Source organism: Bradyrhizobium sp. USDA 3650 (genome assembly GCF_054057395.1).
This window is the reverse complement of record NZ_JBSRZG010000001.1, coordinates 90,954-104,011: the sequence shown is the minus strand read 5'-3', so window position 1 is coordinate 104,011 and position 13,058 is coordinate 90,954. Positions and strand designations below refer to the sequence as shown.

Annotated in this window: 14 protein-coding genes and 1 tRNA gene; 5 read left to right on the top strand and 10 right to left on the bottom strand. The window is 64.7% G+C overall.

Annotated elements, in window-relative coordinates:
- Positions 1-118: 118 nt before the first annotated feature.
- Positions 119-203, bottom strand: a tRNA-Leu gene (locus ACVIN2_RS00515).
- Positions 204-356: 153 nt separating this feature from the next.
- On the opposite strand from ACVIN2_RS00515, the gene ACVIN2_RS00510 reads away from it, so the two are divergent.
- Positions 357-1,661, top strand: a complete 1,305-nt coding sequence (locus ACVIN2_RS00510; RefSeq protein WP_456764077.1) for a multicopper oxidase family protein — start codon at positions 357-359, stop codon at positions 1,659-1,661.
- Between the two features lie 4 nt (positions 1,662-1,665).
- Here ACVIN2_RS00510 and ACVIN2_RS00505 read toward each other — a convergent pair whose 3' ends face one another.
- Positions 1,666-3,165 (bottom strand): NAD(P)H-hydrate dehydratase, encoded by a 1,500-nt coding sequence (locus ACVIN2_RS00505; protein WP_456764076.1) that lies wholly within the window; start codon positions 3,163-3,165, stop codon positions 1,666-1,668.
- Between the two features lie 382 nt (positions 3,166-3,547).
- Here ACVIN2_RS00505 and ACVIN2_RS00500 point away from each other — a divergent pair, with 382 nt between their 5' ends.
- Both ACVIN2_RS00500 and glnA read left to right on the top strand, forming a co-directional pair.
- Entirely contained in the window at positions 3,548-3,886 is a 339-nt protein-coding gene (locus ACVIN2_RS00500) for a P-II family nitrogen regulator (protein WP_007603495.1), read from the top strand.
- A gap of 149 nt (positions 3,887-4,035) precedes the next feature.
- Positions 4,036-5,445 carry a type I glutamate--ammonia ligase gene (gene glnA, locus ACVIN2_RS00495; RefSeq protein ID WP_007603494.1) on the top strand — a complete coding sequence of 470 codons (1,410 nt, stop codon included), beginning with the start codon at positions 4,036-4,038 and terminating at the stop codon, positions 5,443-5,445.
- Between the two features lie 156 nt (positions 5,446-5,601).
- Here glnA and ACVIN2_RS00490 read toward each other — a convergent pair whose 3' ends face one another.
- A complete protein-coding gene (locus ACVIN2_RS00490; RefSeq protein WP_456764075.1) occupies positions 5,602-5,859 on the bottom strand; it encodes a tautomerase family protein in 258 nt (85 codons plus the stop codon).
- Positions 5,860-6,011: 152 nt separating this feature from the next.
- Here ACVIN2_RS00490 and ACVIN2_RS00485 point away from each other — a divergent pair, with 152 nt between their 5' ends.
- Positions 6,012-6,989, top strand: a complete 978-nt coding sequence (locus ACVIN2_RS00485) for a GlxA family transcriptional regulator (protein ID WP_456764074.1) — start codon at positions 6,012-6,014, stop codon at positions 6,987-6,989.
- A 19-nt stretch (positions 6,990-7,008) separates the two neighbouring features.
- Here the strand turns inward: ACVIN2_RS00485 and ACVIN2_RS00480 are convergent, their stop codons facing one another.
- Both ACVIN2_RS00480 and ACVIN2_RS00475 read right to left on the bottom strand, forming a co-directional pair.
- Positions 7,009-7,782 carry a gamma-glutamyl-gamma-aminobutyrate hydrolase family protein gene (locus tag ACVIN2_RS00480; RefSeq protein ID WP_456764073.1) on the bottom strand — a complete coding sequence of 258 codons (774 nt, stop codon included), beginning with the start codon at positions 7,780-7,782 and terminating at the stop codon, positions 7,009-7,011.
- Between the two features lie 61 nt (positions 7,783-7,843).
- Complete coding sequence (locus ACVIN2_RS00475) at positions 7,844-8,578, bottom strand: hypothetical protein (protein WP_456764072.1); 735 nt, start codon at positions 8,576-8,578, stop codon at positions 7,844-7,846.
- 133 nt (positions 8,579-8,711) lie between these two features.
- Here ACVIN2_RS00475 and ACVIN2_RS00470 point away from each other — a divergent pair, with 133 nt between their 5' ends.
- Positions 8,712-9,845, top strand: coding sequence for an AI-2E family transporter (locus tag ACVIN2_RS00470; RefSeq protein ID WP_456764071.1), 1,134 nt, complete (start codon positions 8,712-8,714; stop codon positions 9,843-9,845).
- A 6-nt stretch (positions 9,846-9,851) separates the two neighbouring features.
- Here the strand turns inward: ACVIN2_RS00470 and ACVIN2_RS00465 are convergent, their stop codons facing one another.
- The 5 genes from ACVIN2_RS00465 to rplM all read right to left on the bottom strand — a co-directional run bounded on the left by ACVIN2_RS00465 (position 9,852) and on the right by rplM (position 12,951).
- Positions 9,852-10,148 carry an antibiotic biosynthesis monooxygenase family protein gene (locus tag ACVIN2_RS00465; protein ID WP_027518288.1) on the bottom strand — a complete coding sequence of 99 codons (297 nt, stop codon included), beginning with the start codon at positions 10,146-10,148 and terminating at the stop codon, positions 9,852-9,854.
- Between the two features lie 101 nt (positions 10,149-10,249).
- Positions 10,250-10,486, bottom strand: a complete 237-nt coding sequence (locus tag ACVIN2_RS00460) for a hypothetical protein (protein ID WP_456764070.1) — start codon at positions 10,484-10,486, stop codon at positions 10,250-10,252.
- A gap of 57 nt (positions 10,487-10,543) precedes the next feature.
- On the bottom strand, positions 10,544-11,776 hold the full coding sequence (locus tag ACVIN2_RS00455; RefSeq protein ID WP_456764069.1) for a diguanylate cyclase: 1,233 nt from the start codon (positions 11,774-11,776) through the stop codon (positions 10,544-10,546).
- 229 nt (positions 11,777-12,005) lie between these two features.
- Entirely contained in the window at positions 12,006-12,485 is a 480-nt protein-coding gene (gene rpsI / locus ACVIN2_RS00450) for a 30S ribosomal protein S9 (RefSeq protein ID WP_007603485.1), read from the bottom strand.
- Between the two features lies 1 nt (position 12,486).
- Positions 12,487-12,951, bottom strand: coding sequence for a 50S ribosomal protein L13 (gene rplM / locus ACVIN2_RS00445; protein ID WP_092028874.1), 465 nt, complete (start codon positions 12,949-12,951; stop codon positions 12,487-12,489).
- Positions 12,952-13,058: the final 107 nt, after the last annotated feature.

The following is a 13,058-nucleotide window of genomic DNA, read 5'->3' as shown; positions in this document are numbered from 1 at the left end:
TTAATCGATCCGGCGCGAGGCGAACGCCTCAACGCCGGTGGTTCATCGGACCGGCTTCCGGCGGACAAATATCCGCGCGGGAGCAGATCGCGTAATCCGTGCAAACGCTGAAAGCGCTTGGTGCGGGCGGAGGGACTCGAACCCCCACAACTTTCGTCACTGGAACCTAAATCCAGCGCGTCTACCAGTTCCGCCACGCCCGCGTAAATTTGCATCAAGACCGGCCGCGATGCCGCGGGCGGCGGGCTTATAGCATGTGCCCGCCTGTTCGCAGCAAAAAAATGGCCCGATAGAGGCAGCCTTCAACTAGGCACGACGGCTGGACTTATCCAGCACGGCGTGGTCCGGATCGGCCCATGAAAACGCGGATCTTCGACCCGACGAGGCGCGAGGTTTTGGCCGGGCTTGGAGCCTCGGCAGCCGGGCTGATGGGGGGCGGCGCAAGCCCGCTCGTGACCGCCCAGCTCGCGCTTCAGGCAAGGCCGGCAACGCTGGCTCTGAGGCCGGATCAGCCGGCTACCCCCGTCTGGGAGCTGGCCGCCGTCAGCCACCTGGGGGATGTCCGTCTCAAGCGGGGCGACCGCTGCGAGGTCGTCTTCCGCAACGACCTGCCTGTCCCGCTTGCACCAGTCTGGTACGGCCTCAATGGCCCGGCCGCGGTCGACCCGCTTCGGGGACGCGCCCCGACGGCACCGGATGCGACGGAAACATCAATCATTTCAGTGCCAAACGCGGGAACTCTGCTCGCCGACTTCCGGCTGTTCGAGGACGGCCTGAAGCAGCCCGCGCGCCCGCTTCCGATCATCGCCGCCGAGACCGACCCGGTCGGCGTCGATCGTGACGTGGTCATCTTGATCGAGGAATGGCGGCTGCGGCAGGACGGAACCGCGGTTCCGCCAGGCCGGGACCCGAAGGACACCACGCCGCTCTACACAATTAACGGGCAGACTTCATTCGAACTCTCAGCGATGGGTAATCAGCGGCTGCGGCTGCGCATTATCAACGGCTCGCAACGCACTGTTCTGGCAATCAAATTGGAGAGCTACGAGCTCCGGGTGATGGCCTTGGACGGTCAGCCAGCCGAGCCGTTCCCGGCGCGCAACGGCGCCTTGGTGCTGGCCCCCGGCGGGCGCGCCGACGCGTTTGTGGATACTGCCAAATCGGCCCCATTCCTCCTCCATGACGGCAAAGAGGCGCGCCAGATCGGGAGCCTCGCGATCACCGGCCGGTTAGAGCGGCGTGTGCCGCTGTTCGATCCACAGCCGCTCCCCGCGAACGACCTGCCCGAGAAGCTCGATCTGAAAGGCGCCCTGCGGTTCGATGTCGCGCTGGGGGCAGCTGATGCCGGGTGGGTACGGCCCGCAAATTTCTCGACGTCCTCCGCCTCCGCCTTTCGCACCAAGGCCGGCCGCACCGTCGTGTTGGCACTCAAGAACCCCGCCCCCCTCGCCACCGTCTTCCATCTCCACGGCCACCATTTCCGCCTGCTCGACAAGCTCGACGACGGCTGGAAGCCCTATTGGCTCGACACGCTCGCGATCGAACCCGGCCAGACCCAGCGCATCGCATTCGTTGCGGCCTCCCCCGGGCGGTGGCTGATCGAATCCGTCGTAACCGACTGGGCCGCACCGCGGCTGGTGCGCTGGTACGGGGTGGAGTGAGAGTTCAGTATTCCACCCCGAGCGCACTATAGATCCGCCGGTGCACGGCGGGCAGCGTCTCGGTGAGATCCTCTGCGATCAGGCCCGGCCCCGCCTCGCTCGCCGCTTCGCCATGCATCCACACCGCGATGCTGGCGGCTTCGAATGCCGGGACGCCTTGCGCAAGGAGGCCTGCGATGATGCCGGCGAGCACGTCGCCGGCACCCGCTGTGGCGAGCCAGGGCGGTGCGTTGGCGGCGACGGTGGCGCGGCCGTCGGGCGCGGCAATCGTGGTGTCCGGGCCCTTGAGCAGCACAACAGCGCCGGAGCGCTCAGCCGCGGCGCGCACACGCTCGATCTTCGAGCGGCCCGGATGTTTATTGCTGAGGTCGGAGAACAGCCGTGGGAACTCGCCCTCGTGCGGCGTCAGCACCACCGCCTTGTCCTGCGACGTCTTGATCGATTCGAACAGGCGCTCGGGATTGGCGGCAAAGCTTGTCAGCGCATCTGCGTCGAGCACCAGATGCCGCTGCGCGTTGAGCGCCGTGTGGACGAGATCGCAGGTGCGCTCGCCGACGCCGGCGCCGGGGCCGATGATGCAGGTGTTGTAACGCTTGTCGCCGAGCAGCTCGCCGAACTCGATGGCGGTATCGACAGGGCGAACCATCACCGCGGTAAGCGCAGCCGCATTGATCGCGAGCGCATCACGCGGCGTGGCCAGAGTCACCAGGCCCGCGCCGGCGCGTAGTGCCCCGCGCGCGGCGAGCCGCGCCGCACCGGTCGCCGCCACATCACCCGAGACCGCCAGCACATGGCCTCGCGCGTATTTGTGGCCGTCGATGCGCGGCACCGGAAAGGCAGCGCCCCAGAACTCCGGATCGTTTTCGAATATTTGCGGCGCGATCTCGTCCAGCACCTGCGCCTCGATACCGATGTCGGCGACACGCACGTGGCCGCAATGCATCCGCCCCGGCAGCAGCAGATGCGCCGGCTTCTTCCGGAAGAAGGTAACGGTCTCGGTGGCGTTCACCGCCACGCCCAGCACGGCCGCGCTGGTGCCGTTGATGCCGCTCGGCAGGTCGACCGAGAGCACCGGCACACCGTTGCCGTTGATCGCCTCGATCATCTCACGCGCTTCGCCGTCGACCGGACGGCTGAGGCCCGCGCCGAACAGCGCATCGATGATCAGCGCCGGTCGCCCGATCGCCTGCGGATTGAACGGGAGCACCGGGTGTTTCCAGCCCCGCGCGGCCGAGGCCGCGTCGCCCTGGAGCTGATCGCGCTCGCACATCAGGATCACCGAGACCTCCCGGCCTTGCGCGGCGAGCTCGGCAGCTGCGACAAAACCGTCCCCGCCGTTGTTGCCCGGGCCGGCCACGATCAGGATTGGCCCCTCCTCCACCAGCGCGTGGGCGGCCTCGGCGACCGCCTGACCGGCGCTGAGCATCAGCTTGAAGCCGGGGGTGCCTGCCGCAATGCTGAGCTGGTCGGCGCGCTGCATTTCGGCGTTGGTCAGAACTTCCATGCCACTTCCCTGTCCAAAAGCCTTCTCAACAGGCACGTTCCGCGCCGACCCATGCAACGGAACAACGATCTGCACAGATATTGAACCGTTTGCCTATTTCGTAGTCTGCGGTATTTTGTGCGGGTCGGCGCCACCTATCAGAGCTGCACGTTAAAAGGCTGATAACGCTCCAATAATCAGGGCATTTGCAACTTGGCATAGACCCTGCTTTCGCGGAAGTCGCTTCGGTTCGTCGTGCTCACTGGCATTTTATCAGGGTGTGGCCGGCCGTTGTTGCCGGACTGGTCAGGGATCCCGGCATAGCGAAGACAAGATCGTGCGTCATGAAAAGCGCATCCTGACGAAGACGTTGCTATTTGTTCGAAAGGCCGGGAGGCGCGCAGTGAAGAAAATCGAAGCCATCATCAAGCCATTCAAGCTCGACGAGGTGAAGGAAGCGCTTCAGGAAGTCGGCCTTCAGGGCATCACCGTCACCGAAGCCAAGGGCTTCGGCCGGCAGAAGGGTCACGCCGAGCTGTACCGCGGCGCAGAATACATCGTCGACTTCCTGCCCAAGGTGAAGATCGAGATCGTGATCGGCGACGATCTGGTCGAGCGCGCCATCGACGCAATCCGCCGCGCCGCGCAAACCGGGCGCATCGGCGATGGCAAGATCTTCGTCTCCAACATCGAAGAGGCGATCCGCATCCGAACCGGCGAATCCGGGCTGGACGCTATCTGAGCCGGGTGCTATCCCGCATTTTGCGACATTCTGACAAGAAATAGGCTGCTTCGGCGGCCTCATTTTGTTTGTGCCTCGCGCGCCTCAAGAAGCGTGAACACGGTCGCTCGAAGTTTGGAAACCGACCCGCAGAGCCAAAAGGGGTATGCATGAAGACCGCCAAAGACGTCCTGAAATCGATCAAGGACAACGACGTCAAATACGTCGACCTGCGCTTCACCGATCCGCGCGGCAAGTGGCAGCACGTCACCTTCGACATCAGCATGATCGATGAGGACATTTTCGCCGAAGGAACGATGTTCGACGGCTCCTCGATTGCCGGCTGGAAGGCGATCAACGAGTCCGACATGTGCCTGATGCCCGATCCGGTGACCGCGACGATCGATCCGTTCTTCGCCGAGACCACCATGGTCATCACCTGCGACGTGCTCGAGCCGACCACCGGCGAGCCCTACAACCGCGACCCCCGCGGCATCGCCAAGAAGGCCGAGGCGATGGTCAAGTCGATGGGCGTGGGCGACACCGTGTTCGTCGGCCCCGAAGCCGAGTTCTTCGTATTCGACGACGTGCGCTTCTCCGCCAACCCCTACAGCACCGGCTTCCGCCTCGACTCTTCCGAGCTGCCGACCAACTCCGACACCGAATATGAAGGCGGCAATCTCGGCCATCGTGTCCGTACCAAGGGCGGCTACTTCCCGGTGCCGCCGCAGGATTCCGTGCAGGACATGCGCTCGGAGATGCTCGGCGCCATGGCCAAGATGGGCGTGAAGGTCGAGAAGCACCATCACGAAGTCGCTTCCGCCCAGCACGAGCTCGGCATGAAGTTCGACACGCTGACGCTGATGGCCGACCACATGCAGATCTACAAATACTGCATCCACCAGGTCGCGCACATCTACGGCAAGACCGCCACCTTCATGCCGAAGCCGGTGTTCGGCGACAACGGCTCGGGCATGCACGTGCACCAGTCGATCTGGAAGGACGGCAAGCCGGTGTTCGCCGGCAACAAATACGCCGACCTGTCGGAGACCTGCCTCCACTACATCGGCGGCATCATCAAGCACGCCAAGGCGATCAACGCCTTCACCAACCCGTCGACCAACTCCTACAAGCGTCTGGTCCCCGGCTACGAGGCGCCCGTGCTGCTCGCCTATTCCGCGCGCAACCGCTCGGCCTCCTGCCGCATCCCCTACACCGCTTCGCCGAAGGCCAAGCGCGTCGAGGTGCGCTTCCCCGATCCGCTCGCCAATCCCTATCTCGGCTTCGCCGCGATGCTGATGGCGGGCCTCGACGGCATCAAGAACAAGATCGATCCGGGTCCGGCGATGGACAAGGACCTCTACGATCTGCCGAAGGAAGAGCTGAAGCAGATCCCGACGGTGTGCGGCAGCTTGCGCGAGGCGCTGGAAAACCTCGACAAGGATCGCGGCTTCCTGAAGAACGGCGGCGTGTTCGACGACGACTTCATCGACGCTTATATCGAGCTGAAGATGACCGAAGTCGCCCGCTTTGAAATGACCCCGCACCCGGTCGAGTTCGAAATGTACTATTCGGGCTAAGCCGCCCGAAATTCGTACGACAAGCAAAAGGCGCTTCCGAAAGGAGGCGCCTTTTCGTATTGGTGAAACGTAGGATGAGTAGAGCCCTTGCGAAACCCATCATCTCGGAACTTGCGAGGGCGATGAGTTTCGCTGCGCTCTACCCATCCTACCGCTCTACGTCTTCGCGATCCGCACCCCATCCGTCCCGATCGCGCCGAACGTGCCGGCGATGATCTCCGGCGTCGGCTGCATGCCGCCGAGCGACCAATGCGAGGGCTCCTGCTCCTCGATCCTGACCCAGACGTTGCGGCGGAATTCCGGGTTGCCCTGCCCTTCGACCTCAACCAGGAGGTCGGTGACGCGCTCGAGCAGCGCCTTCTTCTGCGCGACATCCAGGATGCCGCGAACGGTGGAAATGGTGACGTAAGGCATGTCTCTCTCCAATATGTCGTGTGACGACGGTTGAGAGATTGAACGGGGCCTGCCGGAGACGGCAGTGGCGGATAAGACAGAGATCGGGCAATTTCCGCCATGGCGCCCGCGCGCCGATCGGGTAGGATCGCCGCGTCCCGTCTGGAGGTCCCATGAAGCTCGCAATACTGGCGCTGGAAGGCTGCATGCATTCGGCGATCTCAGGCGTCGCCGACATCCTGTCGCTCGCCAACCACGTCATGCAGCAGAGCGGCGCCAAACCCGGCTTCGCCTGGCAGACGCTGTCGCTCGACGGCAAGGCTGTGCGCGCCGGCGGCGGCCAGATGGTCGCGGTCGACGGCGCCATTGGCAAACGCGGTCGCTTTGACGCGATCCTGGTCCCAGGCAATCTCGTCGATCACGTCACGGCCGAGCGCCTGCAGCCGCAATATGCCCGGGCCGGCGCCTGGCTGCGGCAGCAGCACGCCAACGGACGGCTGATCGGCGCGTTCTGCAGCGGCGTGTTCCTGCTGGCCGGCGCCGGCCTGCTCGACAACCGCCGCGCCACCATCACCTGGTGGCTGCAAAGCGAGCTGCGGCAGCGTCATCCCACCATCGACCTCGCTGCCGACGCCGTCATCACCAGCGCGGACCGCATCGTCTGCGCGGCCGGACCGATGTCGTGGGTCGACCTCCTGCTGAGGCTGATCGAGATGGTCGACGGCAAGGAGATCGCAAAACTATGCGCGGACTACGTCGTGATCGACACCGCGCAGCGCACGCAGTCGATCTTCATGCCGGTCGGCTATTTGCTGTCGCAAGACCCGCTGCTGACCCAGGCGGACCTGCTGGTCCGGCGCACCGGAAAGCGTCCGATGACCGTCAAACGTCTCGCCGATGCGCTCGGCCTTAGCGAGCGCACGCTGAACCGGAAGTTTCAGGAGCTCACCCGCGAGCCGCCTCAGGCCTTCATCATGCGTCGGCGCGTCGAGCACGCCCGCACGCTGCTGGAGACGACGATGCAGCCGGTCAAGACCATCGCGAGATCGGCCGGCTACGAGGACGAGAGCAGTTTTCGCAAGGCGTTCCGCAAGCTCACCCTGATGTCACCGCAGGCCTATCGCGCGCGACGGATGGAGCGCGCGGCGTAGCAGGCCGGAACGCTCGCAGCTATGCCGCCGCGCGCTGCTTCGCCACCATAGCCTGACCGAACGCCTCGAACAATTTTCGGTTGATCGGATTGTGCTGCGGGTCGTATTCGGCGTGCCATTGCACGCCGAGTGCAAAGGCCTTGGCTTCCGCGATGCGGATCGCCTCGATGGTGCCGTCCTCGGCAATGCCCTCAATGAGCACGCGCTTGCCGGGATCGAGAATGCCCTGGCCGTGCAGCGAGTTGACCCTGATCTTGTCACAGCCGAGCAATTCCGCGAACGCGCCGCCCGGCGTCAGATCGACGTCGTGGCGATCGGCGAACACCACTGTCGGATCGGGGTGGATCTCACCGTTCTCGAGCCTCGGCATGCGATGGTTCATGCGGCCGGGGATTTCGCGGATCTCGGGATGCAGCGAGCCCCCGAAGGCGACGTTCATCTCCTGGAGGCCCCGGCAGATGCCGAACAGCGGGATACCGCGGGCAACGCAGGCGACCGAGAGCGCCAGCGCCACCTCGTCGCGGTGAATGTCGTAAGGCTCGTGCGCCTCACACGGATCGACGTTGAAACGGGTCGGGTGCACATTGGCGCGAGCACCGGTGAGCACGATGCCGTCGACAGTGTCGAGCAGCGCGCCGATATCGGTGATGTCGGGCGAGCCCGCGAACATCACCGGCAGGCCGCCGGAAACCTCGGCCACGGCGCGCAGATTACGCTCGCCGACCATCTGGACCTGAAATCGATTTTCAACGCGATGGGCGTTCCCGATCACGCCGACGACCGGCTTTCTCATCTCCCGTTCAGACCTCTCGCCGAAGAAGATTCCCCAAACATGCCCCCAGGGTGGAACAAATTCAACAGAAGGGTACGCGGGACGGCAATGCTATTTTCGCGCAAATGCCTCCCGGGCCTCGATCGCGCCGCCGAGGGGCAGGCCCGTGGCCTTCAGCGCGGTCGCCGCCGCGTCTCCCGGCGCGGCCAGCCAGGGCAGTTTCGTCTCGATTCCGCGCGTCACGGACTCCCCCGAGCACGCCACCGAAATCGATCGGCCAGAGCCCGTTGGGCACCATTTCGGCGGTAAGGCCACGGAGTGCATAGCCGTCGCCCAGGACCGCCTCCGCATGGTCGTCGGTGACAAGTCGCGCGGTTGCAGGGTCGAGGGGATCGCCAAAGCTCACGAGCACGGGCATTAGGTGCCCCTGCACCGCGACGACGCCGGTCTGCCGGTTGAGCTCGTTGAACGAGACGCGGTTGCCGCGCGCGGCGCCATAAGCGCGGAGCGCGACATAGTTGATGTCGTCGAGATCGAGCTTCGCGCCCTGCTGATGCGCGAGCAATGCCACCACATTCTTTCCCCGGCCGAGGTCGACGAACACAGCCTCGCCGCGCATCGTGGTGCGGCCGCCCCGGCTATAGCCGCGATCGGGCACGACGGACAGAATGCCCGAGCCGGTCTTGATCCCGTCAGGCGTCGTCACCTCGACCGTGAGGCGATATTTGTGACCGGGCCGGTTGATCCGGATCTGGTCGCCTATCACGAGCACGGCGAGAAGGCCGAGCAGACCGGCCCACTTGCTGATGAAACTCAAGCACCCTCACCTGTTCTTTCCTCATCGCTCTGCACGGTTCACGCGGCAGCGTCAAACCAGCGCGTTGACGCGGTCTTGATCCGGATCGCGTTTGCCGAAAGAGTACGGCGCACCGCGCTGAAAAGGACCCGATGTGACCATTCCCGCAGATGAACGCCCCCGGACCCGCACCGATCTGGCCTGGTCGATCTCGGTCGGCGGCATCGGCATCGTGCTGTTCACGGCAATGCTGGTCTTCACCTGGTATTTTGCCACCACCCTGCTCCTGATCTTCACCGGAATGCTGCTCGGCGTCGGCCTCAATGCGTTGACCAACGCGCTTGGCCGCCGCGTGCACCTGCCCCACGCGGTCCGGCTCGCCATCGTCTGTGCCGCGCTGGCGGTGATGCTCGCAGGCGTTGCCTATCTCGGCGGCGCGACCATTGCCGAGCAGGCCTCGCTGCTGAGCAAGACGATCAAGTCGCAGATCACCAACGTCCGGTCCTTCCTCGAAAACCATGGGATCGACACCAGCTTCTTCGATCTCGGCAACGCCGCACCCGCTGCCTCCACCGATGCGACGCCGACGCCCGCCCCGACCCCGGGCTCGCACGGCGGATTGCCGGGCGCGGGCGCGCTGGCGTCGAGCGGCGGGGCGATCGTGAGCCAGACCTTCAAGCTGCTGCTCGGCACCATCAGCGCGGTCGGCAACATCTTCATCGTGCTGTTCCTGGGGCTCGCCTTCGCCGCGCAGCCCGCCGTCTATCATGACGGCCTGTTGTTTCTGGCGCCGGCCAGGCATCGCGCCCGCATCACCCTCATCATCGACGGCATCGGCGAGACGCTGGAGCGCTGGCTGATCGCGCAGATCATCGTGATGCTTGCAGTCGGCGTGGTGACCTGGATCGGGCTCGTCCTTATCGGCATTCCCGGCTCGTTCATCCTGGGAATCCAGGCGGGCCTGCTCGCCTTCATCCCGACCGTCGGCGCCATCATCGCCGGCGTCGTGGTCGTGCTGGCGAGCCTCGCCTCAGGATGGATTCCGGCGCTGTCGGCCTTTCTCCTCTTCATGGGCGTGCACGCCATGGAGAGCTATGTGCTGACGCCGATCCTGCAGCGGCAGGCACTGGACATTCCGCCGGCCACGCTGTTCGCGTTCCAGATCCTGCTCGGCGTCGTGTTCGGAATCTGGGGCCTGGCGCTGGCGCTGCCTCTGGTCGCCATCGCCAAGGTCGTGATCGACCACTTCAAGACGTATGAAGCGCCGCCTCTGGCGGAGGCGGCCTGAACCGCCTCAGGTGGTGAGCACGGTCTCGGTGTGCTCGACCTCAGGGGGTGCCGCAAAATACTGGCCGACGAGGCCGCGCCATTCGGTGAAATTCTCGGAGCCGCGGAAATCGACGGTGTGGTTCTCGAGCGTTTCCCACTTCACCATCAGACGATAGCGCTGCGGCTTCTCGATCGACTTGTGCAGCTCGAAACCATGGAAACCCTTGGAGCGGCCGAAAGCGGCCTTGGCCTTGGCGACGGCGGCCTCAAAGTCCTTCTCGCTGCCCGGCTTGACGTCGATTTGCGCGATCTCGGTGATCATCTGTTTCCACCCATTTTGTTCGATGGGCGTGTCTACCGCAGCCCGCGACAAAGAAAAAGGCGCCGAAACGGCGCCCTGCCCGGTCCAAAAATGCAGATCACTCAGGCAAGCAGCAGAACGGTGCCCGCCACGATCAGCGCACAACCGGCGAACAGCGCGAGCGGCCAGTAATTGCGGCCTTGCGTGTAATGCCCCTGGGCGCGGCGCTCGGTGATCAGCGCACTCTCGTATTCGTCCGCGGTCGAGAACAGGCAGGCGAAGCCGCCGCGTGCCGAAGTCGCCGCGGCTTCGAGCGACATCAGGGCGGTTTGCGGGGTCTGTCGACGGATCGATTCCATGACCGCAATGGTAGGGATCGAATGGTAAACAGGGGATTACCGCAAGACCTCCTTTGCCTAGGCTGTCGCCGTCTGCGCCTTGGACTGCGTGTTGGAGACGCCGATCCGTGCGGCGCTCTGGCGGCGCCAGTTCTCCAGCGACAATGGCAGCTCCTCCGCCGCCTCGACGCGGTTACGGCCGCCGCGCTTGGCCTGGTAAAGCGCGGTGTCGGCCGAGGCCAGCAGCACTTCGAGCTCGGTGCCGGCCGGACCGCCCGCGACGCCGATGCTGACGGTGGTGTCGACCGGGCCCTCGTCGACCACGACCCCGGAGGTCTCGAAGGCCTCGCGCACGCGCTCGGCGACCAGCACGCCCTCCTCCAGCGAACACGGCAGGAGGGCTGCGAACTCCTCGCCACCGATGCGACCCGACATGTCGCTGATGCGCAGATTGCTGACGACGACGGTCGAGAACAGTTTCAGCATCTCGTCGCCGGCGGGATGGCCGAAGCGGTCGTTGATCGACTTGAAATGATCGATGTCGAAGATCATCACGGTCACGGGACGGCCGGCCTTGGCCTCGCGCTCAATCACGCGTCCGCAGGCTTCCGAGAAGCCGCGGCGGTTGAGCATGCCGGTCAGCGGATCGGTGGACGCGGCGGTCCGGTGCGCGGTGACCGTGCGCTCGGACACCAGCATGAAGATCACGAACACGGTGCCGACGGCATAGAGCACGAGCTCGACCGCGAACAAGGTGACCCAGATGCTGGTGGAGAAGCCGGCATCGTTCGGGCGCAGGAAGCTGCCGAGCAGGATCGGCAGCATCAAGACGCAGCCGTGCATCACCGGGACCACGAAGGCCGGCCAGCGCCGTTGCAGGCTCTTGCGCCGCTCGACCCAGAGCTCGCTCGCCGTCAGCGCCGCATAGACCGAGACGATGCCGGCGCCGACGATCATGCGGAGCATGGATGCGGCGGGATCGAGCAGCGTGGCGGCAGCGGTCCAGGCGAGCGCGCCGACCAGGAGACCCGGCCAGTTCGGCTTGCGGCCGTGGAAGACACGCGCCGCATTCCACACCATGCCGCAGGCGACGAAGCCGACCGCGTTCAGCGCAAGGTAAAGATGCGGCCCCAACTTCTCGCCGGCCGCCGTCCAGAGCGCCACCGATGCAGCGCCAAGGAGATACGCGGTGCCCCACCATTTCAGCGCAGGGCTGTTCTCCTGCCTTCCGAAAAATACCATCATGGCGCCGAGCAGTGCGGCGACCATGGTAGCGACCAAATAGAGCGTGATGCTATCGAGCGACATCATGTCGGCCCCCTCTTAGACATAGCAGTTACGCGATCGGCTCAACCGATTTGCGCGCCCTTCCAAATGCGACGCTATGTCTCGCGGGTTCCATTCAGGTTTTCATGCGGGCCCAAGTTTTCAGGAAACACGCCATCAATTTGCATACAAACGAACAGCAAAAAGGGCGCTGAAATCAGCGCCCTTTTGCATCTCATTGAAGCCGCTTTCGCGGCGAATGCGACCGAAGTGATTAACGCTTCGAGAACTGGAAGGACCGGCGAGCCTTGGCCTTGCCGTACTTCTTGCGCTCGACCACGCGGGAGTCGCGGGTGAGGAAGCCGCCCTTCTTGAGCACGGTGCGCAACTCCGGCTCGAAATAGGTCAGCGCCTTGGAGATGCCGTGACGGACGGCACCGGCCTGGCCGGACAGACCGCCGCCGGCGACGGTGCAGATCACGTCATACTGGCCGGAGCGCGCGGCCACGGAGAACGGCTGCTCGATCATCATACGCAGCACCGGACGGGCGAAATAGACCTCGACCTCGCGCGCGTTGACCGTGACCTTGCCGGCGCCCGGCTTGATCCAGACGCGGGCGACCGCGTCCTTGCGCTTGCCGGTGGCATAGGCGCGGTTGAACTTGTCGACCTTCTTCTCGTGCTTGGGCGCGTCGGGCGCGGCCGCCGTCTTGAGCTGCGAGAGCTGGTCGAGCGACTGGATGGATTCGGCCATGTTATGCGGCCCTCGTGTTCTTGCGGTTCAACTTGGCGATGTCGATCTTCTCGGGCGTCTGGGCCTCGTGCGGATGATCGGCGCCGCCATAGACGCGGAGATTGCCCATCTGGACGCGACCGAGCGGACCACGCGGGATCATGCGCTCGACGGCCTTCTCGAGCACGCGCTCGGGATGCTTGCCCTCGAGGATCTGGCGCGCGGTGCGCTCCTTGATGTGGCCGACGTAACCAGTGTGCTTGTAATAGGTCTTCTGCTCGCGCTTGCGGCCGGTGAGAACCGCATGCTGCGCGTTGATGATGATGATGTTGTCGCCGCAATCAACGTGCGGGGTGTAGGTCGGGAGGTGCTTGCCGCGCAGGCGCATGGCGACGATGGTGGCGAGACGACCGACGACCAGACCCTTGGCGTCGATCAATACCCACTTCTTCGTCACCTCAGCCGGCTTTGCCGAAAAGGTTTTCATGTCAGAGTTTCCGTGGACGGGGAGCATCGGCGCGAACACCGCACCGGACTGGGCGGTTTTCTAGAGAACAGCGGCGCCGCGGTCAATGCCCAAAGGCGTTATTTACA

Bases quoted from the DNA above. Each gene is read 5' to 3' on its own strand.
- ACVIN2_RS00510 (WP_456764077.1), top strand. From the start codon at position 357: ATGAAAACGCGGATCTTCGACCCGACGAGGCGCGAGGTTTTGGCCGGG.
- ACVIN2_RS00505 (WP_456764076.1), bottom strand. From the start codon at position 3,165: ATGGAAGTTCTGACCAACGCCGAAATGCAGCGCGCCGACCAGCTCAGC.
- glnA (WP_007603494.1), top strand. From the start codon at position 4,036: ATGAAGACCGCCAAAGACGTCCTGAAATCGATCAAGGACAACGACGTC.
- ACVIN2_RS00490 (WP_456764075.1), bottom strand. From the start codon at position 5,859: ATGCCTTACGTCACCATTTCCACCGTTCGCGGCATCCTGGATGTCGCG.
- ACVIN2_RS00485 (WP_456764074.1), top strand. From the start codon at position 6,012: ATGAAGCTCGCAATACTGGCGCTGGAAGGCTGCATGCATTCGGCGATC.
- ACVIN2_RS00480 (WP_456764073.1), bottom strand. From the start codon at position 7,782: ATGAGAAAGCCGGTCGTCGGCGTGATCGGGAACGCCCATCGCGTTGAA.
- ACVIN2_RS00465 (WP_027518288.1), bottom strand. From the start codon at position 10,148: ATGATCACCGAGATCGCGCAAATCGACGTCAAGCCGGGCAGCGAGAAG.
- ACVIN2_RS00460 (WP_456764070.1), bottom strand. From the start codon at position 10,486: ATGGAATCGATCCGTCGACAGACCCCGCAAACCGCCCTGATGTCGCTC.
- ACVIN2_RS00455 (WP_456764069.1), bottom strand. From the start codon at position 11,776: ATGATGTCGCTCGATAGCATCACGCTCTATTTGGTCGCTACCATGGTC.
- rpsI (WP_007603485.1), bottom strand. From the start codon at position 12,485: ATGGCCGAATCCATCCAGTCGCTCGACCAGCTCTCGCAGCTCAAGACG.
- rplM (WP_092028874.1), bottom strand. From the start codon at position 12,951: ATGAAAACCTTTTCGGCAAAGCCGGCTGAGGTGACGAAGAAGTGGGTA.